The organism is Halomonas sp. B23F22_20 (genome assembly GCF_043496985.1).
Lineage (GTDB): Bacteria > Pseudomonadota > Gammaproteobacteria > Pseudomonadales > Halomonadaceae > Halomonas.
Window position 1 is genome coordinate 62514 of record NZ_JBIEKH010000008.1, and the last position, 25058, is coordinate 87571.

At 65.2% G+C, this 25058-nt stretch carries 22 protein-coding genes and 1 pseudogene; 13 read left to right on the forward strand and 10 right to left on the reverse strand.

Features of this window, described 5'->3' with window-relative positions:
* Window positions 1-21: 21 nt before the first annotated feature.
* From ACGTN6_RS08280 to gloB, 6 genes are all read right to left on the reverse strand, one after another.
* A complete protein-coding gene (locus tag ACGTN6_RS08280) occupies window positions 22-1614 on the reverse strand; it encodes an ABC transporter ATP-binding protein (protein ID WP_394590908.1) in 1593 nt (530 codons plus the stop codon).
* Window positions 1611-2708, reverse strand: a complete 1098-nt coding sequence (locus ACGTN6_RS08285) for an ABC transporter permease (RefSeq protein ID WP_394590909.1) — start codon at window positions 2706-2708, stop codon at window positions 1611-1613. Before ACGTN6_RS08285 ends, ACGTN6_RS08280 begins: the two co-directional genes overlap by 4 nt.
* Window positions 2709-2710: 2 nt before the next feature.
* Window positions 2711-3784, reverse strand: coding sequence for a microcin C ABC transporter permease YejB (locus ACGTN6_RS08290; RefSeq protein ID WP_394590910.1), 1074 nt, complete (start codon window positions 3782-3784; stop codon window positions 2711-2713).
* Window positions 3785-3932: 148 nt separating this feature from the next.
* Window positions 3933-5753 carry an extracellular solute-binding protein gene (locus ACGTN6_RS08295; protein WP_394590912.1) on the reverse strand — a complete coding sequence of 607 codons (1821 nt, stop codon included), beginning with the start codon at window positions 5751-5753 and terminating at the stop codon, window positions 3933-3935.
* A gap of 44 nt (window positions 5754-5797) precedes the next feature.
* A complete protein-coding gene (locus ACGTN6_RS08300) occupies window positions 5798-6988 on the reverse strand; it encodes a transglycosylase SLT domain-containing protein (protein WP_394590913.1) in 1191 nt (396 codons plus the stop codon).
* Window positions 6989-7057: 69 nt separating this feature from the next.
* On the reverse strand, window positions 7058-7825 hold the full coding sequence (gene gloB, locus ACGTN6_RS08305; protein WP_394590914.1) for a hydroxyacylglutathione hydrolase: 768 nt from the start codon (window positions 7823-7825) through the stop codon (window positions 7058-7060).
* A gap of 100 nt (window positions 7826-7925) precedes the next feature.
* Between gloB and ACGTN6_RS08310 the strand changes: the two genes are divergently transcribed.
* The 4 genes from ACGTN6_RS08310 to nudC are packed head-to-tail and all read left to right on the forward strand — an operon-like array spanning window position 7926 to window position 10735.
* Complete coding sequence (locus ACGTN6_RS08310) at window positions 7926-8693, forward strand: methyltransferase domain-containing protein (RefSeq protein WP_394590915.1); 768 nt, start codon at window positions 7926-7928, stop codon at window positions 8691-8693.
* A gap of 23 nt (window positions 8694-8716) precedes the next feature.
* On the forward strand, window positions 8717-9160 hold the full coding sequence (gene rnhA / locus ACGTN6_RS08315) for a ribonuclease HI (RefSeq protein WP_394591066.1): 444 nt from the start codon (window positions 8717-8719) through the stop codon (window positions 9158-9160).
* Window positions 9161-9200: 40 nt separating this feature from the next.
* The gene (gene dnaQ / locus ACGTN6_RS08320) at window positions 9201-9965 is read left to right on the forward strand and encodes a DNA polymerase III subunit epsilon (protein ID WP_394590916.1); all 765 of its coding nucleotides are present in this window, start codon (window positions 9201-9203) and stop codon (window positions 9963-9965) included.
* Entirely contained in the window at window positions 9965-10735 is a 771-nt protein-coding gene (gene nudC / locus ACGTN6_RS08325; protein WP_394590917.1) for an NAD(+) diphosphatase, read from the forward strand. Before dnaQ ends, nudC begins: the two co-directional genes overlap by 1 nt.
* A gap of 61 nt (window positions 10736-10796) precedes the next feature.
* On the opposite strand, the gene ACGTN6_RS08330 is transcribed toward nudC, so the two are convergent.
* On the reverse strand, window positions 10797-11111 hold the full coding sequence (locus tag ACGTN6_RS08330) for an SCP2 sterol-binding domain-containing protein (RefSeq protein WP_183387255.1): 315 nt from the start codon (window positions 11109-11111) through the stop codon (window positions 10797-10799).
* Between the two features lie 133 nt (window positions 11112-11244).
* Between ACGTN6_RS08330 and sohB the strand changes: the two genes are divergently transcribed.
* Window positions 11245-12279 (forward strand): protease SohB, encoded by a 1035-nt coding sequence (gene sohB, locus ACGTN6_RS08335; protein WP_394590919.1) that lies wholly within the window; start codon window positions 11245-11247, stop codon window positions 12277-12279.
* 4 nt (window positions 12280-12283) lie between these two features.
* On the opposite strand, the gene ACGTN6_RS08340 is transcribed toward sohB, so the two are convergent.
* On the reverse strand, window positions 12284-12610 hold the full coding sequence (locus ACGTN6_RS08340) for an ArsR/SmtB family transcription factor (RefSeq protein WP_394590920.1): 327 nt from the start codon (window positions 12608-12610) through the stop codon (window positions 12284-12286).
* A gap of 319 nt (window positions 12611-12929) precedes the next feature.
* Between ACGTN6_RS08340 and ACGTN6_RS08345 the strand changes: the two genes are divergently transcribed.
* The 3 genes from ACGTN6_RS08345 to ACGTN6_RS08355 all read left to right on the forward strand — a co-directional run bounded on the left by ACGTN6_RS08345 (window position 12930) and on the right by ACGTN6_RS08355 (window position 16475).
* Window positions 12930-14840 carry a propionyl-CoA synthetase gene (locus ACGTN6_RS08345; RefSeq protein WP_394590921.1) on the forward strand — a complete coding sequence of 637 codons (1911 nt, stop codon included), beginning with the start codon at window positions 12930-12932 and terminating at the stop codon, window positions 14838-14840.
* 159 nt (window positions 14841-14999) lie between these two features.
* Entirely contained in the window at window positions 15000-15680 is a 681-nt protein-coding gene (locus tag ACGTN6_RS08350) for a 7-cyano-7-deazaguanine/7-aminomethyl-7-deazaguanine transporter (protein WP_394590922.1), read from the forward strand.
* Window positions 15681-15698: 18 nt separating this feature from the next.
* Window positions 15699-16475, forward strand: coding sequence for an alpha/beta fold hydrolase (locus ACGTN6_RS08355; RefSeq protein ID WP_394590923.1), 777 nt, complete (start codon window positions 15699-15701; stop codon window positions 16473-16475).
* A 22-nt stretch (window positions 16476-16497) separates the two neighbouring features.
* On the opposite strand, the gene ACGTN6_RS08360 is transcribed toward ACGTN6_RS08355, so the two are convergent.
* The gene (locus ACGTN6_RS08360) at window positions 16498-17676 is read right to left on the reverse strand and encodes an ABC transporter substrate-binding protein (RefSeq protein WP_394590924.1); all 1179 of its coding nucleotides are present in this window, start codon (window positions 17674-17676) and stop codon (window positions 16498-16500) included.
* Between the two features lie 178 nt (window positions 17677-17854).
* Between ACGTN6_RS08360 and ACGTN6_RS08365 the strand changes: the two genes are divergently transcribed.
* The 5 genes and pseudogenes from ACGTN6_RS08365 to ACGTN6_RS08385 all read left to right on the forward strand — a co-directional run bounded on the left by ACGTN6_RS08365 (window position 17855) and on the right by ACGTN6_RS08385 (window position 24281).
* On the forward strand, window positions 17855-19561 hold the full coding sequence (locus ACGTN6_RS08365) for a potassium/proton antiporter (RefSeq protein WP_394590925.1): 1707 nt from the start codon (window positions 17855-17857) through the stop codon (window positions 19559-19561).
* A gap of 105 nt (window positions 19562-19666) precedes the next feature.
* Window positions 19667-20317 carry a metallophosphoesterase gene (locus ACGTN6_RS08370; protein WP_394590928.1) on the forward strand — a complete coding sequence of 217 codons (651 nt, stop codon included), beginning with the start codon at window positions 19667-19669 and terminating at the stop codon, window positions 20315-20317.
* Window positions 20318-20430: 113 nt separating this feature from the next.
* Complete coding sequence (locus ACGTN6_RS08375) at window positions 20431-20628, forward strand: hypothetical protein (protein ID WP_394590930.1); 198 nt, start codon at window positions 20431-20433, stop codon at window positions 20626-20628.
* A 108-nt stretch (window positions 20629-20736) separates the two neighbouring features.
* Window positions 20737-20949 (forward strand): annotated as a pseudogene (locus ACGTN6_RS08380) (IS5/IS1182 family transposase); the annotation flags it as partial.
* Window positions 20950-21281: 332 nt separating this feature from the next.
* Complete coding sequence (locus ACGTN6_RS08385; protein WP_394590931.1) at window positions 21282-24281, forward strand: amino acid adenylation domain-containing protein; 3000 nt, start codon at window positions 21282-21284, stop codon at window positions 24279-24281.
* A gap of 119 nt (window positions 24282-24400) precedes the next feature.
* Here ACGTN6_RS08385 and ACGTN6_RS08390 read toward each other — a convergent pair whose 3' ends face one another.
* Window positions 24401-24985, reverse strand: coding sequence for a 4'-phosphopantetheinyl transferase family protein (locus ACGTN6_RS08390; protein ID WP_394590932.1), 585 nt, complete (start codon window positions 24983-24985; stop codon window positions 24401-24403).
* Window positions 24986-25058: the final 73 nt, after the last annotated feature.

Sequence of the window (25058 nt, forward strand, 5' to 3'; positions counted from 1 at the left end):
CATCCTATTAGCCTGGAAGGATCATCCGGCTGTCGGGGAGAGGCCGGCGGCCTCGACCAGGGCGCGGGTATAGTCGGTGGAGGGGTGAGTCAGGACGCTCTGGCAGTCGCCTTGTTCGACCACCTCGCCGTCCTTGAGCACCAGCAAGCGATGGGCCATGGCGCGCACCACCGCCAGGTCATGGCTGATGAACAGGTAACTGAGGCCGCGCTTGCGCTGGAGCTCCCGCAGTAGGGTGACCAGCTGCTTCTGGACGGTGCGATCCAGCGCCGAGGTCGGTTCGTCGAGCACCAGCAGCGACGGTTCGAGGATGATGGCCCGGGCCACGGCGATGCGCTGTCGCTGCCCGCCGGAGAACTCGTGCGGATAGCGGGCGCCGCATGCCTCGGGCAGGTCGACCTCGCGCAGGGTATCGCGCACTCGGCGGTTCACCTCGGCGTCGTCGAGTTCGGGGTGGTGGAAACGCAACCCCTCGCTGATGATATCGGCCACCGGCATGCGCGGGGACAGCGAGCCGTATGGGTCCTGGAACACCACCTGTAGTCGTCGCCGCTGGCGGCGTAGGGCGTCGCCGTGAAGGGTGTCGAGGCGCACGCCGTCGAACTCGATCTCGCCGTGGCTTTGCTGCAGGCGCAGCAGCGCCAGGGCCAGGGTGGTCTTGCCGGAGCCGGATTCGCCGACGATGCCGAGCGTCTCTCCGGGAGCGATCGTCAGGTCCAGCGGCTTGAGCGCTTCGAAGGCAGGCGGACGGCGGCTGAACAGCTTCTTCGGCCGCTGGAAGCGAATGCCCAGCCCACGGGCGCTGAGCAGCGGCGCGCCTTGGGCAATCGGTTCGGGACGCCCGGTGGGGTTGGCGGCCAGCAGCTCCCGGGTGTAGGGGCTCTCGGGGCGCTCGAAGACCCGAGACACCGGCCCGCTTTCCTGCGCCTGTCCGTGGCACATCACGCAGACCCGGTCGGCGTGGCGGCGCACCAGGTTGAGGTCATGGGTGATGAACAGCATGCCCATGCCGTGGGTATCGCGCAGTTCGGCGAGCAGCGACAGGATCTCCTGCTGTACGGTGACGTCCAGTGCGGTGGTCGGCTCGTCGGCGATCAGCAGCTGCGGGTTGTTGGCGATGGCCATGGCGATCATCACTCGCTGGCGCTGGCCGCCGGAGAGCTGGTGGGGCCAGGCGTCGAGCAGCTCCTCGGCGCGGGGTAGCTGGACCTGCTCGAGTAGCTCGCGTGAACGCCGGCGTGCGGCCGCCCCGCGAAGCCCCTGGTGCAGGCGCAGCGTCTCCCCGATCTGGCGGGCCACGGTGTGCAGCGGATTCAGCGAGGTCATCGGTTCCTGGAACACGAAGCCGACCCGGCTGCCGCGCAGTGCCCGCCAGTCTTGTGTCGACATCTTTGCTAGATCGATATCGCCGAGCCGGCGCGTGCCGCTCACTTGTGTCCCTGGCGGCAGCAGGCCCAGGGCGCCGAGGGCCGTCACCGACTTGCCGGAGCCGGACTCGCCGACCAGCGCCAGGGTCTCGCCGCGGCGCACCTCCAGCGACAGCCCTTCGACCACCGGCGCGTCGTCGAAGGCGATGGTCAGGTCCTCGAGGCGAAGCAGGGTCTCGTCGCTCATCTGGCGCTCCCGGTGGCGGTCTGGTGCTTGCTGCCGGCCGGCTCGGCCTTGCCGCTGGCGTGCTGGATATGGCGTGGATCGAAGGCGTCGCGCAGCCCCTCGCCGATGAATACCAACAGCGACAGCATCACCGCCAGGGTCAAGAAGGCGGCGATGCCCAGCCACGGTGCCTGGAGGTTGTTCTTGCCCTGGGCCACCAGCTCGCCCAGCGACGGCGAGCCCGGCGGCAGGCCGAAGCCGAGGAAATCCAAGGCGGTGAGGGTGGTGATGGCGCCGGTGAACAGGAACGGGATGAAGGTCAGGGTGGCGACCATGGCGTTGGGCAGCACGTGGCGACGCATGATGATTCGCGAGGGCAGGCCCATCGCCTTGGCGGCGCGCACGTATTCCAGGTTGCGGGCGCGCAGGAACTCGGCGCGCACCACGTCGACCAGCCCCAGCCAGGAGAACAGCAGCATGATGGCGAGCAGCCACCACAGGTCGGGTTCGACCAGACTGGCGAGGATGATCAGCAGGAACAGCACCGGCAGCCCCGACCAGATCTCGATCAGGCGCTGGCCGATCAGGTCGACGTTGCCGCCGAAGTAGCCCTGCACGCCGCCGATGACCACCCCGAGCGCCAGCGAGCCGACGGTGAGGACCAGGGCGAAGACCACCGACAGGCGGAAGCCGTAGATCACCCGGGCCAGCACGTCGCGTCCCTGATCGTCGGTGCCTAGCCAGTGGCGGGCGCTGGGCGGCGAGGGCGCGGGATGGTCGAGATGCTGGTCTAGGGTGTCGTAGGCGAAGGGAATCGGCGGCCACAGTATCCAGCCCTCGGCCTCGATGGCCTCGCGGGTATAGGGATCCCGATAGTCGGCCGGGGTGGGCAGGAAGCCGCCGAACTCGCTGTCCGGATAGTCGACGATCAGCGGTGCATACCACTGGTCCTGGTAGTGGACGAGCAGCGGTCTGTCGTTGGCCACCAGTTCGGCGCCGAGGCTGACCACGAACAGTGCCAGGAACATCCACAGCGACAGGCGCGCCCGGGGATTGCCGCGGAACACCGCCAGCCGGCGTCGGGTGATGGGGGATAGACGATCGCTCAGCGCCATGCTCAGGACTCCCGGGTCTCGAAGTCGATGCGGGGGTCGACCCACACGTAGGTCAGATCCGAGATCAGCTTCAGGATCAGCCCGATCAGGGTATAGAGGTAGAGGGTGCCGAAGATCACCGGATAGTCGCGCTGCATCACCGCTTCGAAGCCCAGCAGGCCCAGGCCGTTGAGCGAGAAGATCACCTCGATCAGCAGCGAGCCGGTGAAGAAGATGGCCACCAGCGCCGCGGGCAGCCCGGCGATGATGATCAGCATGGCGTTGCGGAACACATGGCCATAGAGCACTCGGCTGTCGCTGGCGCCCTTGGCGCGGGCGGTGAGCACGTACTGCTTGTGGATCTCGTCGAGGAAGCTGTTCTTGGTCAGCATGGTCAGGGTGGCGAAGCTGCCGATCGCCGAGGCCAGCACCGGCAGGCTGATGTGCCAGAAGTAGTCCTTGACCTTGCCCCAGGCCGAGAGGTCGGCGAAGTCCGGCGAGGTCAGTCCGCGCAGCGGGAAGACCTCCCAGTAGCTGCCGCCGGCGAACAGCACGATCAACAGGATGGCGAACAGGAAGCCGGGGATGGCGTAGCCGACGATCACCAGTCCCGAGGTCCAGACATCGAAGCGCGACCCATGCCGTAGTGCCTTGCGTACGCCCAGCGGGATCGAGATCAGATACACCAGCAGAGTGGTCCAGAGCCCCAGCGAGATCGATACCGGCAGTCGCTCGAGCATCAGGGTAGTGACCTTTTCGCCGCGGAAGAAGCTCTCGCCGAGGTCGAAGGTGGCGTAGTCGGCAAGCATGCCGAAGAAGCGCTCGTGGGCCGGCTGGTCGAAGCCGAACTGGGTCTCGAGCCGGTCGATGAATTGCTGGGGCACGCCCCGGGCACCGCGCGATTCCCCGCCGCCGGCGCTGTCGCCGCCGCCGCCCTCAAGGCGGGTGCTGGCCTGGGTGGAGAGGCCCTCGAAGCGGGCCAGCATCTGGTCGATGGGGCCGCCCGGGGCGGCCTGGACGATCAGGAAGTTGAGCAGCATGATCCCCAGCAGGGTGGGAATCATCAGCAGGATGCGGCGCAGTACGTAGGCGGCCACGGCGTGTCCTTAGAGCTTCTATGAAATCTCAACGAGTGATGAGCTTTTCCGGCGACAAGCCCCGAAGTGTCGGACCATCGCGAGGACGCAGTACCCCCATCCCTGGGCGCTTCTTTACCGATATCGTACCTCGCACCTCACCCCGGACTCACCGATTACGCTGGCGGGCCTCGATCTCTGCGGCGCGCTCTGGCTCGACCCACCAGGCGTCCAGGTCAAGGTTGTACTCGGGGAAGGGTTCTCGCCAGCCGAACTTGTCCCACACCGCGAGGCGGGTACTGCCCAGATGCCATTGAGGAATCACGTAGAAGCCCCAGCGCAGCACCCGGTCCAGGGCCTGGGCGGCGGTATCCAGAGCCTCGCGGGTGTCGGCGGCGATCAGGGCATCCACCAGGTCGTCGACCGCCGGGCTTTCGAGGCCGATCAGGTTGCGACTCTGGGGCGCGTCGGCATACTCGCTGCCCCAGAAGTCGCGCTGCTCGTTACCGGGATTCGCTGACTGGGGAAAGCCGCCGACCACGATATCGAAGTCGAAGCGGCGCAGCCGGTTCAAGTACTGGTTGACGTCGACGATGCGGATGTCGCCCTGCACGCCGAGCCGCGAGAGGTTGCGCAGCAGCGGCTGCACCACTCGCTCGAACTGGGTGTCATAAAGCAGTACCTCGAGGGTCAGCGGCTCGCCGGTCTCGGTGTCGACCAGCGTGCCGTCCTCGGCGTTCTCGTAGCCGGCCGCGTGCAGCAGCCCCAGGGCCTTGCGCAGGCGCGCGCGCATGTCCTGCGGCTGCTCGATGGGCAGCGGCTCGTCGAAGACCGCTTCGGGCAGGGCATCGCGATGGGGCTCGAGCAGGGCCAGTTCGTCCTCGCCGGGCAGACCCTGTGCCGCCATCTCGGAATTCTCGAAATAGCTGTGGGTGCGCTGATAGGCGCCGTAGAAGAGGTTCTGGTTGAGCCACTCGAAGTCGAAGGCCAGGTTGAGTGCCTCGCGCACTCGCACGTCCTGGAAGGTGTTGCGACGGATGTTCATCACATAGGCTTGCATGCCCGCCGGCTGGCCGTCGGGCACTTCCAGGAGCTCGACGAAGCCGTCGTCTGCAGCGGGAAAGTCGTAGGCGGTGGCCCAGTTGCGGGCGCTGGACTCGATGCGCATGTCCAGGTTGCCGGCCTTGAAGGCCTCGAGAGCCACCGTCTGGTCTCGGTAGTAGTCGAAGGCCAGCCGCGCGATGTTGTGGCGACCGCGATTGACGGGCAGGTCGTGGCCCCAGTAGTCCGCTACGCGTTCATAGACGATGCGCCGCCCCGGATCGACTTGAGCGATGCGATAGGGGCCGGAGCCGAGCAGGGCGTCTCGGGTGGGGCGTTCGAAGTCGCGACCTTCCCAGTAGTGGGCCGGCAGGATCGGTAGCTGGCCGAGGATCAGCGGCAGCTCTCGGGACTCGCTGTCGGCGAGATCGAAGTGAACGGTGTCCTCGTCGACCGCACGCACGTCGCTGACGTCGGCGTAGTAGGCGGCGTAGAAGGGCTGGCCCCGCTTGGTCAGGGTCTCGAAGCTGAAGATCACGTCTTCGGCGGTGACCGGCTCGCCGTCGTGGAAACGGGCCTCGGGCGCGAGATCGAACTCGATCCATTTGCGGTCCGGGTCGAGTCGAATGCCCTGGGCCAGCAGCCCGTACATGGTGAAGGGCTCGTCGGGGTTCTGCACCATCAGGGTGTCGTAGATGGCGGCGAGGCCGGCGGCGGGGGTGCCCTGGACGATGAAGGGGTTGGTGGAGTCGAAGCTGCCGTTGGCACTGCGGGTCAGGGTGCCGCCCACCGGAGCGTCCGGATTGACGTAGGCAAAGTGCTCGAAGTCCGCCGGTAGCGCCGGGGCGCCGTAGAGGGCGAGGGCATGGCGAGTGGGCACGTCAGCCGGTTCTGAGGCCAGGACTGGGCCTGCCGCCAGGGCTGCCATCAGCAGCACGGTCGATCGCATCGGTCAGCATCCTTGTACCAGGGGAGAGGGCGAACGCCCTCTCATCATCTACCGGAAAGTGTCAGCTGCTGGCCGGGTTGTAAAGCATTGGGGCTGTCGAGGCCGTTCCAGCGGGCCAGGTCGGCGACCGCCACGGCGTGTTCCGAGGCGATACCGGACAGGGTGTCGCCGCTCTGTACCACGTGGACCTCGGAGGTGTTGCGGCTGGGCGGACCGGGGCGTCGCATGGCGGCCAGCAGTGGCTCGGCATTGTCAACGGGAACAAGCAGTTCGCTGACCTGGCCCGGACGGGCGGTGCTGCTGCGAAGGCCGGGATTCAGAGCCGCCAACTGGGCGGTCGGGACACCGGCCAGGCGCGCGGCCTCGCCGAGGTGCACCGTGCGTGTGACCGGCACTCGCTCGAAGGCGGGGGAACCCTCGATCTCGGGCAGCGTGACGCCGTAGCGCTCGGGATCGCTGACGATGGCAGAGATTGCCAGCAGCTTGGGCACATAGTCCATGGTCTCGTTGGGCAGCTCGAGGTCCCAGTAGCTGCCCGCTCGGCCACTGGCCAGGGCTCGTTTCTGGGCCCGGTTCACGGTGCCGGCGCCGGCGTTGTAGGCGGCCAGGGAGAGCTCGATGTCGCCTTGGTACCACTGTTCAGCCTGGTACTCGATGTAGTCCAGCGCGGCCTTGGTGGAGCGCACTACGTCGAGGCGGCCGTCCCAGCTGCCGCTGCGGCGCAGTCCCAGGGCGTCGCCGGTGCGCGGCATGATCTGCCACAGGCCGGCAGCGCCGAAGTGGCTGCGGGCCTCGGGATCGAAGGAGCTCTCGACGAAAGGTACCAGGGCCAGCTCGCCAGGCAGGCCGCGGGTTTCGATGCGCTCGAGGATCCAAGCCAGCCATGGACGGGCACGCTCGGCGATCTCGACGATGTTGTGCGGCTTGGCACTGTATTCGTCGATCCAGTGCTTGACCCGGGCGTGGCCGGCTCCGTTCTGCCACTGGTCCTGCCAGTGGAAGCTGTCGCGCAGCCGCGACCAAGCGTCGGCGGGCTGCAGCTGGAGATGGCTCCAGAAGGTGCGGCGACCCTCTGGCTCGCCGCGGTGGCTGGGCGAAAAGGTCGGCATGTCGGCCGCTAGACGGCCGGCGGGCAGGGTCGATGCCTTGGTGTAGGCACCGGCGATCAGGGCGCCGGCCATGGCGATCGTGCTGGCGAATCCGAGGAGACGTCGGCGCGATGTGTAATAGGTCATGCAGGGGTCTCCGGGGGCGCAGGGTCGCCGCCGTCACGGCAGCGGCGTCGGGCGCCCGGCGGCTGGGTCTCAGAAGTCGTCTTTCCAGGCGCGCAGCGTGGCGAAGGTCGCCACGGCGTCAGACGTGTCGCCTTGGGTGGCGGCGGCACGACGAACGCTGGCGTCTTCGCAGCGCAGGAAAGGGTTGATGCGCCGTTCTCGCCCGATGGTGCTGGGCAGAGTAGGGCGCTCGAGCTCCCGGGCCCGCCGGCACTCCTGCTCGGCGGTGTCGATGTCGGGGTTGTCGGGATCCGCAGCCTTGGCGAAACGCAGGTTTGCCAGCGTGTACTCATGGGCCGCGAAGACCAGGGTGTCCTCGGGAAGCGCCGTGAGGCGCGACAGCGAGGCGTGCATCTGTTCGGGTGTCCCTTCGAACAGGCGTCCACAGCCGGCGCTGAACAGGGTGTCGCCGCAGAAAAGCAGCGGCGGAATGCCGGCGGTGAAAAAAGCGATGTGATCCAGGGTGTGGCCCGGGACCTCCAGGACTTCGAAAAGGCGTCCCATGACCCGCACCTCATCACCGGCGGCGACGCGCTCGTCGATGCCGTCTATTTCCGGGTTGTGGGGCCCGATCACGCGCGGTGCATAGCGTGCGATCAGCTCGGGCAGGCCACCCACGTGGTCCGGGTGATGGTGAGTGATCAGCACGCTGCCCAGCGTCAGACCTTCCCGCTCGAGGGTCTCGATTACTGGGGCGGCATCACCTGGATCTACCACGCAGACGTCGTCGCTCGTATCCTGGCGGAGCAGCCAGATATAGTTGTCGCGAAAGGCGGGAATCGGTGTCACGCTCAACATGGGGTCGGGTCCTTGCGCCGCGGTCGAGGGCCTGGGAGACGCGGGCATCTTGGTTCAAAATTGTTCACAAAGCCGATCACTTTGGAGAGATGAACGGATCATGTCAAATTCGCAGGATGCGATGATCATGGCGCGGCTAGTGCGCGAAGGCCGTCGTTACTGGGCTGGCCCCGCTGGTCAGGGCGTCTGGCAGGCCCAGCGGGCTTGCCTGGGGCCTCTCTGTGAGCGCTGGTTCGGTGTCCATGGCCTTGAGCTCGGACTTGCCCCGACCCTCACTGATATGTGTCCCGTTCGTCACGCCCTGCGCTGGTCGCCGACCCTCGAGCTGGCACAGACCGACAATACCCTGGTGTGCCCGCCGGACGCGCTGCCGTTGCCCGACGGCTGCCTGAATCTGGTGGTGGTGCATCATCTGCTCGAGGTGGTCCCCGACCCTCATCATCTGCTGCAGGAGGCGGCACGCGTCACCGCTGACGATGGTCATCTGATCCTGTTCTGCTGGCACCCGCTGGGCCCGGGGGGCTGGTTGCGCTGGTGGCCGGGACATCGTCGCCGGCTTCCCGGGCGCGGTCGCTGGCGCATGCCGGCGCGGCTTGCCGACTGGCTGGCGTTTGTCGACTTCGAGGCGCAGCGGGTAGACTACTGCGGCTTTCGCCTGCCCGGTGGACTGGTGCACAACACCATGCTCGAGACCCTGGGACGCCGGCACAATCTGCCTTTCGGCGAGAGCTTCATGATTCATGCGCGGCGCCGGTCTCAGCTGGCCCAGCCCCGGCGCGGCCGGGTGGTCTTCCCGACGCCGATCGCCGGGTCGACGCTGGGCAATGCCACCGGCCGGGCCGCCTCCGGAGAGGGCGAGCGAGGGTGACAGACCAACCACAGTCAGGGGCGTTGCCCGAAGTGACGATCTATACCGACGGCGCTTGCCGCGGAAATCCCGGCCCCGGCGGCTGGGGGGCGCTACTGTGCAGTGGGCCTCACGAAAAGCCCCTGATGGGCGCCGAAGAGCTTACCACCAACAATCGTATGGAGCTGATGGCCGCTATCATGGCCCTGCGCGCGCTGACCCGCCCTTGCCGGGTATCGCTGTGGACCGACTCGGAATACCTGCGCCGCGGGATTACCGAGTGGATTCACGGTTGGATCAAGCGAGGCTGGAAGACCGCCTCCAAGCAGCCGGTCAAGAATGCCGAGCTGTGGCGAGCGCTGCACGAGGAAGCCCAGCGGCATGCCATCGAGTGGCACTGGGTAAAGGGGCACAGCGGCCATCCCGGCAACGAGCGCGCCGATGCCCTGGCCAACGAGGCCATCGACGAGATGCTGGCACGGGCGTGAGCCCGGCCAACCTGGAACGTCATCCAACAGGGGACGCCCCATGCGCCAGATCATTCTGGATACCGAGACCACCGGCATTGATCCCCGAGACGGCCATCGCCTGATCGAGATAGGCGCGGTGGAGATGGTCAATCGCCGACTGACCGGCAACACCTATCACCAGTACATCAATCCCGAGCGTTCCATCGACGCCGAGGCGGTGGCGGTTCACGGCATCACCGATGAACGGGTCGCCGACGAGCCGCTGTTCGCCGACGTGGCTGACGCCTTCTGGGCCTTCATCGAAGGCGCGGAGCTGGTGATCCACAACGCGCCCTTCGACGTGGGCTTCATCGACCACGAGCTGGGTATGCTGAACCAGGCTCGCGGCGAGCCGCGTCTGGGGCCGGTGGCCGAACACTGCCGCATCCTCGATACCCTGCGTCTGGCCCGTGACAAGCACCCAGGCCAGCGCAACAATCTCGATGCGCTGTGCAAGCGCTACGAGATCGACAACGGTCATCGGGTGCTGCACGGCGCCTTGCTGGATGCCGAGATCCTGGCCGACGTCTACCTGGCGATGACCGGTGGCCAGACCGCGCTGTTGCTGGATGCCTCCGCCTCCGGTGAAGAGGAGGGTGAGGCCGGGGCCAGTGGCGGTCTCAACGTACGCCGGCTGTCGCTGTCGCCTGGGACCCTGCGGGTCCAGGCACCCGACGATGCCGAGTGGCAGGCGCATCGCGACAAGCTGGCAACGATTCGTGACGCTGGCGGTGAGTGTCGTTGGGATGGCCTGAATGGCTGGCCCGGGCAGGAGGCGCCCTGATGCTGCGACGCGAGCTGCCCCACGAGGAAATGTCGGGCCACGTGATTCGGCTGGCAGAAGGGCGAATCGCGCCGGGGATCGACGGTGGGCCGCTGCAGCCCGTGCAGCCCTGGTTGCCTGCCATGCAGCCGCTGTGCTGGTGGCAGGATGTGCCGGTCGCCTTGTCGCTCGAGGCGTCGCCCGGCGACGACTGGATCGAGGGGCGAGCGTGGCTGGCACGCCTGCCGGAGTCCTGGTTCGCGCTGGTCTCCACGGCGCTCCAGGTCGGTGCCTGGCTACGCCATCATCGGTTCTGTGGCAGCTGCGGGGCGCCGGCCTCGCGGCTTGACCACGAGTTCGCCATGCATTGCGAGCGCTGCGGTCACCGCAACTATCCGCGCATTTCGCCGTGCATCATCACCCTGGTGACCCATGGCGAGTCGCTGCTGCTGGCACGCAGTCCGCGTTTCCCGCCGGGACGCTATTCGACGCTGGCTGGCTTCATCGAGCCGGGGGAGTCCGCCGAGGAGGCGGTACGGCGCGAGATCTTCGAGGAGGTGGGGCTGACCGTGGGGCGGCTTCGCTACTTCCTGAGCCAGGCCTGGCCCTTTCCCCATTCGCTGATGTTTGGCTACTTCGCCGAGGCGGCCAGCCGACGCATTCGCATCGACGGCCACGAGATCGCCGATGCCGCCTGGTTCTCGCCGCGGCGGCTGCCCCAGCTACCGCCTCCCTATTCGATCTCACGGGCGCTGATCGAGACGCATCTGGCCGAGGTAGGGGCGCGCTAGGTCAGGGCACGTTGGCCTGCCAGCGACAGCGTGTCACGCGCAGGCCGGTCGCGCCAAGGGATCAGTGGCGTCGTGGGAAGAGGCTGCCCAGCTTGGTTGCCAGCATGACGTTGCCGGTAGCCTTGAGCTTACCGCTCATGAAGGCGCTCATGCCACTGATGTCGCCGCTCATCACGCCCTTCAGCGTCTCGGTGCTGAGGCTGAGGCTGATCGAGGGGTCGTCGTGAACGCCCTCATGAACCGCCAGCTGACCGTCCTGGACCACCAGGTGGTAGTCCCCGGCGTCACTGAAATGGAACTGGAAGACCTCGTCCATGCCGCGGGCGGCTTCGGGATCGAAGCGGTCATGGAGCTTGTCGAGGGTGCTGTCGGTCATCGGGTGACTCCGGAGGTCGTCTGGGGATCGATCCGCGAGCGTAGGGAAAACCGTCGGGCGCATCAAGTGGCCGGCTTGTCGCGGCAGCCTTCGCTGGGCAGGATGAGGGCAGACACCCCGAAGGAGAGACAAGGTGAACGAGTGGCTGACGGATTTCGGCATGTTCCTGGCGCAGCTGGTGGCGGTGGTGGTCATCGTGACCCTGGGCGTGCTGGTAGTGATGCGGGCTCGCGGTGGAGACGGCGAGCGTGTCAGGCTCCGTGTCGAGGAGCTCAACGACGATCGCCGGCGACGGCGGCGTCGATTGCAGTTGGCCGCCAGCGAGCCCGGTGCTCGCAAACGCCTGCGCAAGGCCTTTCGGCGCGATGACAAGTTGCGCGGCAAGCGTCAAGGCGATGACGATGCTTCCTCGATGGTCTGGGTGCTGGATTTTCACGGCGATCTCAAGGCCAGCGTCACCGGACGCTTCGCGGAGGAAGTGTCGGCGGTACTGGATGTCGCCGGGGAGCGTGATGAGGTGGTAGTGCGCCTGGAGTCCGCGGGTGGCCTGGTGCACGCCTATGGGCATGCGGCCGCCGAGCTGGATCGCCTGCGTCAGGCCGGACTCTCCACTACCGTGTGCGTCGACAAGGTGGCGGCCAGCGGCGGTTACCTGATGGCCTGCTGTGCGGACCGGCTGCGGGTCGCCCCCTTCGCGGTGCTGGGATCGATCGGGGTGGTCGCCCAGTTGCCCAACCTGCATCGTCTGCTCAAGCGCCATGACGTTGACGTCGAGGTGCTGACCGCCGGGCGCTACAAGCGCACCCTGACGGTGTTTGGCGAGAATACCGAAGAGGGGCGGGAGAAATTCCTGGAGGACCTCGAGACCGTGCATGGCTTGTTCAAGCGCTACGTATCGGAGCGTCGGCCCGAGCTGGATATCGAGGCAGTGGCCACCGGCGAGATCTGGTATGGGCAGGATGCGCTGCCGCGTGGGCTGGCCGACGAACTCGGAACCAGCGAAGCCTACCTGGTGGAACGCATGGCCTCAGCCCGCGTTGTGACCCTGCGCCTCGAGCGCCGCCAGCCGCTGGTTGAACGGCTGGGGCTGACGGTATCTCGCGGCATTGAAAGGGGAGTCGAGCGGGTCGTCGAGGGCCTGGAGGCTCGCGGCTGGCAAAAGCGGTGAGATCTCAGCCGTCGGATAACCCCAGCTTGTCGAGTGCCGTCAGGATGATCTGGGCGCGTTCTCCCTGCAGTGAGTAGTAGATTGTTTGTGAAGCCCGGCGCGTGCTGACCAGCTCCTCGCGTCGCAAGATGGCGAGATGCTGGGATAGTGCCGACTGGCTAAGGGCAAGTTGCCGATTGAGCTCGGTTACCGATAGCTCCTGGCCGTCCAGCAGGCACAATATCCGCAGCCGGTTGTCATTGGCCATCGCCTTGAGCAAGGCGCTGGCCTGGTCGATCACTGCGTCTCCGCCTTTCAATAGTCGCGCCGCCTGGCCTTGTGAGCTGCTCATGATGTCACCCCCTCTGACGTCGTCAGGGTGGCTTGAGACGGCCCTCCCTTGCCGATCAGGCCTGTGCTGTGTGCCGAGCGATCGCCCCCGTCGCTCGCTGCCGTACCTCTTTCGTTTCCTGATTCAGCCATCACTCAATTATAGCTCAGTGTGGCCAGTGTGACTGGGCTTCTCAACGATCACTACGCGTTTTTGTCGACAATTTGGCTTGCCTTTTCGTTCTTTTGTCGAATGTTAGCCCTTTGTATGAGGTTTTTACTCTCCTGCTGTCCTAAAGTGTCAACAATTATGACATCACCCATTGAGCAGGAAATCCCTCATGTCTCTTTATTCCCGTGAGTATCGACGTTCCATCGATCAACCCGAGACCTTCTGGGCCGAGCAGGCGAATCGCCTACCCTGGACCACCATGCCTCGCACCATGCTGTCCTACGACGACCAGGGGCATGCACGCTGGTATCCCGATGGAGAGCTCAACCTCTGTCATGCCGCCCTCGACCATCACGTCGAACAGGGGCGCGGCGACCAAGCCGCAGTGCTGTGGGATTCGCCGGTCACTGGATCGCGTCGGCGTCTCAGCTACGTTGAATTGCGCGATAGAGTGGCGCGATTTGCCGGTGCACTGAAGGGGCTCGGGGTCGAGCAGGGGGATCGGGTGATCGTCTACATGCCGATGGTGCCCGAGGCGTTGATTGCCATGCTGGCCTGTGCGCGGCTGGGAGCGGTGCACTCGGTGGTGTTCGGCGGCTTCGCTCCGCACGAGCTGGCAGTGCGTATCGAGGACGCCGAGCCGCGGGTGGTGGTCGCGGCCTCCTGCGGTGTCGAGGTGGACCGGGTGCTGCCCTACAAGCCCATCGTCGATGCCGCCATCGAGCAGAGTTCTTATAAACCCGAGGCCTGCGTCTTGCTGCAGCGCGAGCAGTGCAGGGCCGAACTCGGAGCGCGTGATCACGATTGGGTGTCGCTGGAAGCCGGCGCGGCGCCGGCGGCTTGCGTGCCGGTCAAGGCGACCGACCCGCTTTATGTGCTCTATACCTCCGGTACCACCGGCAAGCCCAAGGGCGTGGTGCGGGATACCGGGGGCTACGGTGTGGCCCTGCATTATTCCATGGAGGCGATCTACGACATGGCGCCGGGCGAGGTGTTCTTTTCGGCCTCCGACGTGGGATGGGTCGTGGGACACTCCTATATCGTCTATGGCCCCTTGCTGCGCGGTTGTACCACCGTGGTCTACGAAGGCAAGCCGGTGCGGACGCCGGATGCCGGCGCGTTCTGGCGGCTGATCGCCGAGTATCGCGTCAAGGCCTTCTTCACGGCGCCCACCGCCTTCAGGGCGATCAAGAAGGAAGATCCCGATGGCACTCTGCTGCGAGAATACGACGTTTCCAGCCTGAAGGCGCTGTTCCTGGCCGGAGAGCGCCTGGATCCGCCGACCTTCCACTGGCTCGAGGATCTGCTCGAGGTGCCGGTGATTGATCATTGGTGGCAGACCGAAACTGGCTGGCCGATCGCCGCCAACTTGCAGGGCCTCGAGCCGATGCCGGTGAAGGCGGGATCGGCCACGGTGCCCGTGCCAGGCTTCGGCGTGCACATCCTCGACCGCGAGGGGCGCGATGCCCCGGCGCTCGAACAGGGCAGCGTGGTGATCAAGCAGCCGCTGCCGCCGGGCTGCCTGACCGGCATCTGGCGCGATCCGCAGCGCTTTCACGCCGCCTACATGGCGGCCTTCCCGGGCTACTACCTGACCGGCGATGCGGGCTACCTGGATGAGGACGGCTATCTGTTCATCATGGGGCGTACCGATGATGTCATCAACGTCGCTGGTCATCGGCTGTCCACCGGGGAGATGGAAGAGGTGGTTGGCGGCCATCCGGCGGTGGCCGAGTGCGCGGTGATTGGCATCCACGATGCCCTCAAGGGGCAGGTGCCGGTGGGCCTGGTGATTCCCAAGGACGGCTTCGATGGCAACGAGGCCGATCTGGAGCGCGAGCTGATTGCCCGAGTGCGTGATTTCATCGGCCCGGTGGCGTGCTTCAAGCAGGTACTCGTGGTCGATCGATTGCCCAAGACCCGTTCCGGCAAGATCCTGCGCAAGCTGCTTCGCCATATCGCCGACGGGGAGGAGTATGGTGTGCCTTCGACGATCGATGATCCGGCGAGCCTGAGCGATGTGCACGAGGCGATGAAGGCCCGCTCGCTGGGCCATGCCGATCAGGCGCGGCCCCGATAGCGTCGCCCCGGGATATCTTCGCTTGCCACAGGGCGCGGCGAGAGGGGCAAGGGGTTTGGCCCGGAGCGGAGGTGCGCGTATAATTCGCCTCCGTCCGCCGGAGCTCCGGCTTGCCATTCGACGAGGGTTCCCTCACCCCTCTCCCCAAAAAGGTGCCCGATGTTCGTGCTCTCCGCCGCCCAGACCCGCCGCTGCCTGTCGTGGCTGGTCGCCTTTCATATCCTGGTGATCGCCGCCAGCAATTATCTGGTTCAGTTGCCGTTCAGCCTGTTTGGGCTGCATACGACCTGGGGCGCCTTCAGCTTTCCCTTTATCTTCCTGGCCACCGACCTGACCGTGCGGCTGTTCGGCAAGGAGTCGGCGCGGGCGATTATCCTGCGAGTGATGTTTCCGGCCCTGGCGATCTCCTACGTCGTGTCGGTGGTGTTTCCCCGCGGCGGCTTCGCCGGCCTCGATGCCTTGGGTGAGTGGAATCTGTTCGTGGCGCGCATCGCGCTGGCCAGTTTCATGGCCTATGTGCTGGGCCAACTGCTCGACGTCACGGTATTCGACCGCCTACGCCGACTGCGTGCATGGTGGGTGGCGCCTGCCATGTCGACGCTGTTGGGCAATCTGGCGGATACCTTCGCTTTCTTTTCTATCGCCTTCCACCGGGGGCCCGACGCCTTCATGGCCAGCCACTGGCCGGAGATCGCCTGGGTGGACTACGGGATCAAGTTGGGCATCAGCCTGGCGTTCTTCCTGCCCCTCTATGGCGTGCTGCTGGCCTGGCTGACGCGTCGGCTGGTGGCCGCCACCGGTGAATCCGATCTGGCGCCGGAGCGGGCCCAGGCGCGCTAATTCGTCAAGGAGTTCTCGATGACGCTTGCTCTCCATCATCTCGACACCGGCGGCGACGGCACGCCGCTGGTGGTGATCCACGGTCTGCTGGGTAGTGCCGACAACTGGCGTTCCCACGTCAAACAGTGGCAGCAGCGGGGTCGTGTCATTGCCCTGGACCTGCGCAACCACGGGCGTTCGCCTCATGCGCCCGGGATGGGTTACGCCGAGATGGCCCGCGACGTGCTGGCGCTGCTGGATCAGCTGAGCGTGTCGAAGGCCCACGTGCTGGGCCATTCCATGGGTGGCAAGGTGGCGATCACCTTGGCGCGTCTGGCGCCCGAAAGGCTGGCGTCGCTGATCGTCGCCGACGTGGCTCCCCAAGCCTACGGGCACGGTCATCACAACGAGCTGGGCGCCCTGAGGCGAGTGCGCGACGAGCGCCCCGCCGACCGCCGTTCGGCGGATGCGCTGATGGCCGAATATATCGATGAACGCCCCACGCGCCTGTTCCTGGCCACGAATCTGGTGCGAGGCGATGGGGGCATGACGGTGCGCGTCGGGCTGGACGAGATCGCCGATGACTATGCCTCGATCAGTGGCGCGCCGGATGGGCAGGGCGCCTACGACGGGCCGACTCTGGTGGTGCGTGGTGCGCGCTCGTCCTATGTGACCGACGCCATGTTGCCGGCGTTACGTGACGTACTGCCCCAAGCGGAACTGGAGACCCTCGACGCGGGCCATTGGCTGCATGCCGAGCGACCGGACGAGTTCCAGGCGGTGGTCAATCGCTTCCTGGCACGCCTGGCCGACTGACATTGTCCGTGGGGTGGCTCGTTTACTGATTGGGATCGACGGCCAGCCGACTTACCGGCGTGGTCGCCGAGACCATGTGATGTTCCATCAGGAAGCGTTCGAGATCGGCGTAACGCTGCCGATGCAGGGCGGCGGGCGTCAGGCTGAGGCGTGCCATGGCCTCGGGCCAGGCGCTGCGATTTGTCGGGGTGTCGAGCGCGGGTTCAACGGTGATCAACAGCTCCCAGCTCTCCTCGGGGTGTTCCAGGATCCAGGCGGTAGCTTCCTCCAGGGCATCCACCAGGCGGACGATGGCATCGCGCTTCTGCGCCAGGTGATCGCGATTGGCGACCAGGATCAGGCCGTCGTGGCGCGGTACGCCCATGGCCTCGGTGGTGTAGCTGCGAGTCGCCAGGCCGTCGTCGGCCAGAGAACGAGGCAGCAGGTAGCGTACCGCGCCGATCACGCCGTCCACGCGACCCTCGCGCATCGCCTGTTCGAGGCGGAAATGCAGGTCGGGGCTGTCCAGCGCCTCGCGGGACATTTCGTGTCGGGCCAGCAGGCTGCCCAGCAGCACGATTTCACCGTCAAGGCCAGTGTGGCCAATGCGTGCGCCGGCGAGGTCCGCCGGCCCTTCGATGCCGGCATCGTCGTCGATCACCAGCGCTGCCAAGGGTACGCCGACCAGGGTGGCCACGCGTACCAAGGGCTTTCCCTGGTCGACCAGCAGGTGCAGCAGTGGCTGCCGGGTGAGTGCCAGATCGACCCGCGAGGCGGCGAGCAACTTGGTGGGTACGTCGGGATCCGCGGGCGTGCGGATATCGACGTCCAGCTCACGGCTGGTGAACATGTCGAGCGCGCGGGCCACGAACAGTGCTGCATGGCGCGGACTGGGGTACCAGTCGAGCATCAGCGACAGGCGGCTGACCGGGGGCGGCGCGATGGGGCCTACCGGCCCGCTGGCCATGGCCGGTGCGGACGGTCGCGTGGGTGTATCCACGGCCGGCCCTCCGGTGCGTCCCTCGAAGTCAGCCATCACATCTTCGGCCGTCGGCGGTGACAGGTCAGGCACCATGACCTCGGTGCCGAGCGGAGGATAGCCTGACGCGGAGGCATCTCCCGGGGCGGCATTCCCGGCCAGGGGAAGGACCAGCAGGGCAACGGCGAGGGCCGGCGAGGTCCAGCGCCGCATCCGGGCCGGATAGCGTGTCATTGACGGCATGTACAGTGACTCCAGCGGGGCCCCGGTGGTGACGGCGCGAGGCTCGGGGCCGGGGCGGAACGCGGCTAGTCTAGCGGCGAGCGGTCCCGCCTGGCCAGCACCACGATCAACGTAGGTCTGGCGTCGCGAGCGGCCGTGCGGCATGAGATACTTCAGCTCATCTCTTAGGCAGGATGCCATGGACACGATCAACACTCTCTTTTTGCTCAGTGGCTTCCTGATTGCCTTGAGCGTCCTTGCCAGCCGGCTCTCCACCCTGGTGGGCGTGCCGCTGTTGCTGCTCTTCCTCGGCCTCGGCATGCTGGCCGGAGAGGAGGGGCTGCTCGGCATCGAGTTCGACGACTATCCGCTGGCCTTCCTGATCGGTCACCTGGCGCTGGCGATGATTCTGCTCGACGGCGGGCTGCGCACCCGTCTCAAGACCTTCCGGGTCGGCTTCAAGCCCGCGCTGTCGCTTGCGACCCTTGGCGTGTTCGTCACCAGTGCCCTGGTGGGGATGATCGCCATGTGGGTCTTCGGACTGAGCCTGGTCCAGGGCCTGCTGGTAGGGGCTATCGTCGGTTCCACCGACGCCGCTGCTGTGTTCTCTATGTTGGGCGGGCGTGGCATCAACCTCAACGAGCGGGTCGGGGCAACGCTGGAGATCGAGTCGGGCACCAACGATCCCATGGCGATTTTCCTGACCTTGATGCTGGTCGAGTTGTTGGTCGGCGACATCGGCGGGTGGCTCGAAACCTCGCTGTTCTTCCTCCAGCAGTTCGGACTGGGTATCGCCCTGGGGCTCGGCGCCGGTTGGCTGATCGCCCGGCTGCTGACCTGGGTCGACCTGGCGCCGGGGCTTTATTCGCTGCTGGCGCTGGCGCTGGGGTTCTGCGTCTTCGGGTTGACCAGCGCACTAGGGGGCAGCGGCTTCCTGGCCATCTACCTGACCGGGCTGATGATCGGCAACCGGCCGGGTCGCCATCTCAACTTTATTCTGCCGGTCCACGATGGCCTGGCCTGGCTCAGTCAGATCGGCTTGTTCCTGGTGCTGGGGCTGCTGGTCACGCCCAGCGAGATGATGGCCTATGCGCTGCCGGCCGCGGTGGTGGCCCTGGCGCTGATCTTCGTGGCCCGTCCGCTGGCGGTACTGGTGGCCATCAAACCGTTCTTCCGCTTTCGCTGGCGCGAGGTCGGCTTCATTGCCTGGGTGGGGCTGCGGGGTGCCGTACCGATCGTGTTGGCGATCTTCCCGGTGATCGGCGGGGTGGAGAATGCCTCGCTGTACTTCAATGTCGCCTTCGCTGTGGTGCTGTTGTCATTGCTGATCCAGGGGGGGAGCCTGCCGTGGATGGCCCGCCGGCTGCGGGTGGAGATACCGCCCAGCGTGACGCCCAGCCGTCGGGGGCCGCTGGGTATCCAGTCGGCCGACGACTACGAGATGCTCGTCTATCGCGTGGAGAGCGCGGACCTCGAGGACGTGCCGATCCGGTTGCTGCGCTTTCCCTCCGGGGCGCTGATTGCCTCCTTGTTCCGCGATGGCGTGATGCTGCACCCCAAGGGCAGCACGCGGCTGTGTCGGGGCGATACGGTCTGTGTGATCGGCCGGGAGGATGACCTGCCGGCCCTCAACCGGCTGTTCAACGGCGATGCCACCTTGCGGCGGCAGAGCGCTTTCTTCGGCGCCTTCAACTTCGATGGCGAGGCGCGTCTCGGCGATATCGCCGATGCCTACGGCCTGACCCTCAGCCCCGGTGAGCAGGAGATGACGCTTGCCGAATTCATTGCGCTGCGTGTCGGCGGGCATCCGGTGGTGGGCGATGACGTTGACTGGCACGGCATCCACTGGGTCGTCAACGAGATGGACGGCGATCGCATCACTCGGGTGGGGTTGCGTCTCTACTGACAGTCATGCCGTGGTGGTCGACACTGCAGTCGGGGGCTGCCCCGAGCCTGCCAGCTGGGGGCGGCCGTGGTCCCGTTGGACACTCTAATCCGCGGAGCGGTCACCATGATCCGGCACTCGGCCAATGCGTGGGGGCGCGATTTTTTCGTGGGCGATCTCCACGGCGAGTACGAACGGTTGATGATGCTCCTCGAGAGCGTCACCTTCGACGTACGGTGTGATCGCCTGTTCTCCGTCGGCGATCTCATCGATCGTGGACCGCGCTCGCGAGACTGCCTGACGCTGACCCTCGAGCCTTGGTTCTTCGGTGTTCGTGGGAATCATGAGTTGCTGGCGCGCGACGCCCTCGCCCGGGGTGGCGATGCCATGGCCCTGTGGCAGCTCAACGGTGGCGGCTGGGCGTTGGCAGAGGACCAGCAGTCGCTCAGGCACCTGCTCGGAGCCGCATTGCAACGCCTGCCTTATGCCCGTGAGATCGCCGTGAACGATCGGCGTATCGGCCTGGTGCATGCCGAGCCGCCGTCGGACTGGTCACGTATCGACGATAGTGATCGCCATGAGCTGGTGTGGGGCAGGCGTCGCATCCAGTGCGGCGACGATACGCCCGTGGTCGGGATCGATGCCGTCGTGGTGGGCCATACCATCCTCGAGTCGCCGACGACCCTGGGCAATGTGCATTACATCGATACCGGGGCTTTCGCCACCGGCCACCTGACGCTGATCGAGGCGCACGAATTGCTGTCTGGCATGGCGTAGGCGGTTGGGGATGCATTGGCGTTGGCCATGGCCGATCGGCCGGGAAAATGCTTCCCGGCACCGCAGACGATACCATGATGTCTTTACTATGGCCTGAAGCGGTGGAGGCGACGATGTCCAGAACGTGTCTGGTGGGAGTGGTGCTATTGGTGCTGGCAGCGGCTTCTGCCTTGGCCGAGCGCATTCTGTACGGAGGGCGCCTGGATACCGATCTGGTCGTGCAGGAGAGCTTTTTCTTGCCCTTGAGCTTCCTCTTTGGGGCGCTGGGCGTGCTCGTCCTCGCCTGGTCGCTGTTCCGGGGGCGGCGCTAGGCGTTATTCAGACAGAAAAACGGCGCTGGTGTGACGCGATGAGTGACAAGATCGGTGCTTTATAAAGCCGAGGTTGATGGGGCCAGGTGATGGACAATATTTAGAGAAGACAGCCTGGCCATGCGTGACTTCATCGGTATTGGTCTGGCCATGGAGAGCGTGCCCGATGCCACCACGCTCCGCCACCTGCTGGAGAAGCATGCCCTGACCCAGCGGATTTTCGAGGAGATCCACACCAGCCTGGCCGAGCAGGGCCTGCTCATGCGACAGGGCATAATCGCCGACGCCACTATCGTGGCGGCGGCACCCTCTACCAAGAACCAGGCTCAGCTTTTCACTCTGTTGGCCCACGGCAACCTGGTGTTTGCAGGACTATGTCATGCTCATGCTGACGGTGGCAGTGTGTTGAATCTGGCCTGGTGGCCGGACACCCCGGCTGCCAGGGAAAACAGGCCTCCAGTGGTGGCCTGCAAGTTCAATGCTTGAGCCTCTCTGATCGCTTCAGGCGCTCGTGACTTAATTTATAAGTTTTTTCTTAATAAGAATTTACTTTACAACCTTCAACCCTCTCCTACGCTTGGTGCGAGGGATAGCCTCCCTCTATCGGGAAATTGTGCCTCATTGGTCGTTAATCATCAGAAAAAGGAATAATTATGATGACGAATCGCCCCACAGTGCTTCATCATTTCCTGTATCACGCCGAACGGACTCCGACCGAGATTGCCCTGGTCGACCCGGATTCCCGTCTTTCTTACCGGGAGCTGGACCGCCGCAGCGATACCATCGCCAGCTTCTTGAGGGAAAAGGGGGTGGGTAAGGGCGATCTGGTGCCCCTGTTGTGTGATCGAACGCACCGTTTCGTAGCGGCCATTCTGGGCGTCATGAAAAGCGGCGCCGCCTATATCCCCGTTGACGTTCGCTATCCACTGCGGCGTCAGCAACGCATCCTGTCGCAGAGCGGTGCCGCCTTTGCACTGGCAGCTTGCGCCGAACCTCCTCGAGACGCTGCCTTTTGCCTGCATGCGATCGACGACCTGCAGGACGTCGAGGATGCCCCGGGTATCTTGCCGTCGTCTCAGGATCTGGCTTACGTGATCTTCACGTCGGGCACGACGGGCAACCCCAAGGGAGTAATGGTGGAGCACCATGCCTTCAACCGCGTGGTGGTCGCCCACAACGACAATCTGGGCGTGACGTCGGACAGCCGCTCCACGCTGATGGCCGGTACCGGCTTCGACGTGGCGCAGTTGGAAGTTGCCTCGATGCTGATCGCCGGGGGCACCCTGATCCTGCCCGATGAGGAAACGCGACTGGATCCCGATAGGCTGCTGAGATTCTTCGCCGACCAGTGCCTCTCGCATGCCTTTGTCCCCACCGCCCTGGTACCGGCCATCACCGCTCGACCTCAGCCGAAGGAACTGGCGCTGACGCATGTCTACACGGCGGGGGAGAAGCTGACGCCACCGCCAACCGAGCACTTGCCCTATCAGCTGGTGGATTGCTACGGACCGGCGGAGGCCACTATTTTCGCCACCATCCATCGAGTCCCGGGCAGCCAGGTGGATGATCGCCCCGCCATTGGCCGACCCATGGCAGGCAGTGACATTTTCCTGCTCGATGAGCACCTGGATCCCGTACCGGAAGGCGAGACCGGCGAGATCTTCATCGGCGGCGACAATCTGGCCAGGGGATACCTGCATAATGAACCGCTGACGCGGGAGAAATTCATCATCCATCCCCAGTGGCGACAGCGCTTGTACCGCAGTGGCGACCTGGCTCGCTGCCTGCCGGACGGGCGCCTGCAGTTCCTGGGTCGCCTGGACGATCAGGTGAAGATTCGCGGCAATCGCGTCGAGCTGGCAGAAGTCGAGGAAGCCCTGAACGCACAGCCCGGCGTACGAGAGGCGGTGGTGCTAGTGGCGTCGACAGAGACCGGCGGCGAACACCAACTGCTGGCCTTTATCGTGCCCGATGATACGCAGCCGGTAGCGGAAAGCGAGCTGCGTCGGGGCCTGATGGACAGCCTCCCGGATTACATGGCACCGGCGGCCATTCTGCGCCTCGATGCCTTGCCGCTCAATGCCAATGGCAAGACGGACAAGCCGGAGCTGCTGCAGAAGTATCATCGGCTGATAGGCAGTACCGACAACGTCGTCAGTGAAAGCGCACCAGAGGAGGTATATGCCACTCGAATTGAAGCTGACCTCGCCGATGCCTGGGAGAGGGCCCTCGGTCATCGACGCTTCGGCCGCAACGACCGCTTCTTCGACGTCGGTGGCCACTCCTTGCTGGCCGCCCGCCTGATGCAGGATGTGCGTGAGCGATTGTCCGTTCAGGTGTGGATCCGCGATCTCTTCGAATACGATACCATCGCCTCGCTGGCAGGCCTTCTGGAAGAGCGGCGCGGAGAAGGGCGGCCTCGGACCTCATTGGACCGGGAGCGTATTCACCCTTTGCGAGAGGATGCCGCGCTCCCCGATGAGCTGGCGTTCTTGCCCTGGGCGTCGCCGGACACGCTGACTCACCCTCGTCACATCCTGCTGACCGGTGTCACCGGTTTCGTCGGTGCCCATCTGCTGTCGGACCTGCTTGCCACTACCGACGCATGCGTCCACTGTCCCGTCCGGACGCGTTCAGGCGCCGACCCCTGGCGGAGACTGGAGGACACCCTGGCGCGCTACGGCATCACGCTCTCCGAGGCAGAGCGTGAGCGCATCGAGGTCTATCGGGCCGACCTGGCAGAACCGCGTCTCGGGCTGACGGCAACGCATTATGAGCAGCTCGCCGGTCAGGTGGACGTGATCTACCACTCGGCCAGCGCGGTCAACTTCATCCAGCCCTATTCCTACATGAAGCGGGATAACGTCCAGGGTCTGCTGGAGCTGCTCAATTTCGCCGGGGCCATACGCACCAAGCCTTTGATCCTTCTTTCCACCATTTCCGTATACAGCTGGGGCCACTTGCATACCCATAAGCGCGTGATGTACGAGAGCGATGATATCGATCAGAACCTGGACGCGGTGATCACCGATATCGGCTACGTGCGCAGCAAGTGGGTCATGGAAAAGATCGCTGATCAGGCCGCCGAGCGTGGCTTGCCGCTGATGACCTTCCGCCTGGGCTATGCCACCTATCACAGCGACCGAGGCGTGTGTGCGGATTACCAGTGGTGGGGGCGTCTAGTGAAGACCTGCGTGATGCACCAGAGCATCCCGGATCTTGAAGCGTTGCGTGAAGGGCTGACCAGCGTCGACTACATGACGGCGGCGATCGCGCACATATCCCGAAATCCGCAGGGCCTGGGTCGCAAGTTCAACCTCATACACGAGGGAGACAACAATCTCACGTTAAAGGAATTCTTCTGTCGCCTGGAAGAGCACTTCGGTTATCGCTTTCGGGCGCTTCCCTATGCGCAATGGAAGGCGCAGTGGGAGCATGATGACAAGGCGCCGCTATATCCCTTGCTGAGCCTGTTTAACGACATCATGTACGAGGATCAGTCCACGGTGGAGCTGTATCAGAACACCTACCTCTGGGATTGCCGGAACACCAAGCACTTTCTCCGTGGCAGCGGTATCGAGGAGCCGATATTCGCGCGCGAGGAGCTGGAGAGCTACCTGTCGTATCTCGGTGTGCCGATTCCGCAGGGATAAGCCGTTGACTAGTGGGCAACCACGCCTCGATCTTTCGTTTTTGGAGGCAGCGGGCGCCAGCTATTGGCTGGTGCTCCTGGACGCTCATGTACTGACGTCGAGGCGTTTGCCGATGATCGCTACAGTATGCAAAGCGAAAGGCACAGGTCGGCGTTGGTCCATTGGCGTATGGGGAGCAAGGTGCCGCGAGGAAAACCGGGAACCGGGCAACGAAAGCGCAACCCTTGTGGCGTGACTTCCAGAGCGTAGAAGTCTAGGGGCGTTCGGCTGATGGGGTATTGTGCCTTGTAAGCGGCCTCTTTCATGGAAAAGGCGCATAGCGACGCCATTCCGGCGGGGGCATTCATGCAGGCCAGCTCCATGGGGCTCGCTATGTCTGCCGGGAGGCCATCGTCTAGCGACATCAGGTTTTCGACATCGATGCCGATCGCCCGGACATTGCAGGATAACGCTGCGACCGCCACACAGACGTCCTTGCTATGCGAAACGCTGCCAACGACGTCCGATGGCCAGATGGGGGCTCGATCCCGACCCGTTGGAATTGACGTGGCGGGGTAGCCGAGGCTTTCCAGCACGGCGTGGCCAGCCGAGCGCCCGGCCGCGAACTCCATCCGCCGTTTGATGCTCATATCCGCGATGGCGACCTCTTCATCGGCGAAAAGCGATAGATGCGGCTCACGTGGGTCGCGAATGGCATGGACCACGCCTGCCGGCCAATCCTGCCGATGCCGGGCTATCAGGCTGCTGAGTGACGCTGTTCCCATTGGGCTGCCATGA

Excerpts from the sequence above, each read along its gene's own strand:
- ACGTN6_RS08280 (WP_394590908.1), bottom strand. The coding sequence starts at position 1,614 with ATGAGCGACGAGACCCTGCTTCGCCTCGAGGACCTGACCATCGCCTTC.
- ACGTN6_RS08285 (WP_394590909.1), bottom strand. The coding sequence starts at position 2,708 with ATGGCGCTGAGCGATCGTCTATCCCCCATCACCCGACGCCGGCTGGCG.
- ACGTN6_RS08295 (WP_394590912.1), bottom strand. The coding sequence starts at position 5,753 with ATGCGATCGACCGTGCTGCTGATGGCAGCCCTGGCGGCAGGCCCAGTC.
- ACGTN6_RS08300 (WP_394590913.1), bottom strand. The coding sequence starts at position 6,988 with ATGACCTATTACACATCGCGCCGACGTCTCCTCGGATTCGCCAGCACG.
- gloB (WP_394590914.1), bottom strand. The coding sequence starts at position 7,825 with ATGTTGAGCGTGACACCGATTCCCGCCTTTCGCGACAACTATATCTGG.
- ACGTN6_RS08310 (WP_394590915.1), top strand. The coding sequence starts at position 7,926 with ATGTCAAATTCGCAGGATGCGATGATCATGGCGCGGCTAGTGCGCGAA.
- dnaQ (WP_394590916.1), top strand. The coding sequence starts at position 9,201 with ATGCGCCAGATCATTCTGGATACCGAGACCACCGGCATTGATCCCCGA.
- nudC (WP_394590917.1), top strand. The coding sequence starts at position 9,965 with ATGCTGCGACGCGAGCTGCCCCACGAGGAAATGTCGGGCCACGTGATT.
- ACGTN6_RS08330 (WP_183387255.1), bottom strand. The coding sequence starts at position 11,111 with ATGACCGACAGCACCCTCGACAAGCTCCATGACCGCTTCGATCCCGAA.
- ACGTN6_RS08340 (WP_394590920.1), bottom strand. The coding sequence starts at position 12,610 with ATGAGCAGCTCACAAGGCCAGGCGGCGCGACTATTGAAAGGCGGAGAC.
- ACGTN6_RS08345 (WP_394590921.1), top strand. The coding sequence starts at position 12,930 with ATGTCTCTTTATTCCCGTGAGTATCGACGTTCCATCGATCAACCCGAG.
- ACGTN6_RS08350 (WP_394590922.1), top strand. The coding sequence starts at position 15,000 with ATGTTCGTGCTCTCCGCCGCCCAGACCCGCCGCTGCCTGTCGTGGCTG.
- ACGTN6_RS08355 (WP_394590923.1), top strand. The coding sequence starts at position 15,699 with ATGACGCTTGCTCTCCATCATCTCGACACCGGCGGCGACGGCACGCCG.
- ACGTN6_RS08360 (WP_394590924.1), bottom strand. The coding sequence starts at position 17,676 with ATGCCGTCAATGACACGCTATCCGGCCCGGATGCGGCGCTGGACCTCG.
- ACGTN6_RS08365 (WP_394590925.1), top strand. The coding sequence starts at position 17,855 with ATGGACACGATCAACACTCTCTTTTTGCTCAGTGGCTTCCTGATTGCC.
- ACGTN6_RS08370 (WP_394590928.1), top strand. The coding sequence starts at position 19,667 with ATGATCCGGCACTCGGCCAATGCGTGGGGGCGCGATTTTTTCGTGGGC.
- ACGTN6_RS08375 (WP_394590930.1), top strand. The coding sequence starts at position 20,431 with ATGTCCAGAACGTGTCTGGTGGGAGTGGTGCTATTGGTGCTGGCAGCG.
- ACGTN6_RS08385 (WP_394590931.1), top strand. The coding sequence starts at position 21,282 with ATGATGACGAATCGCCCCACAGTGCTTCATCATTTCCTGTATCACGCC.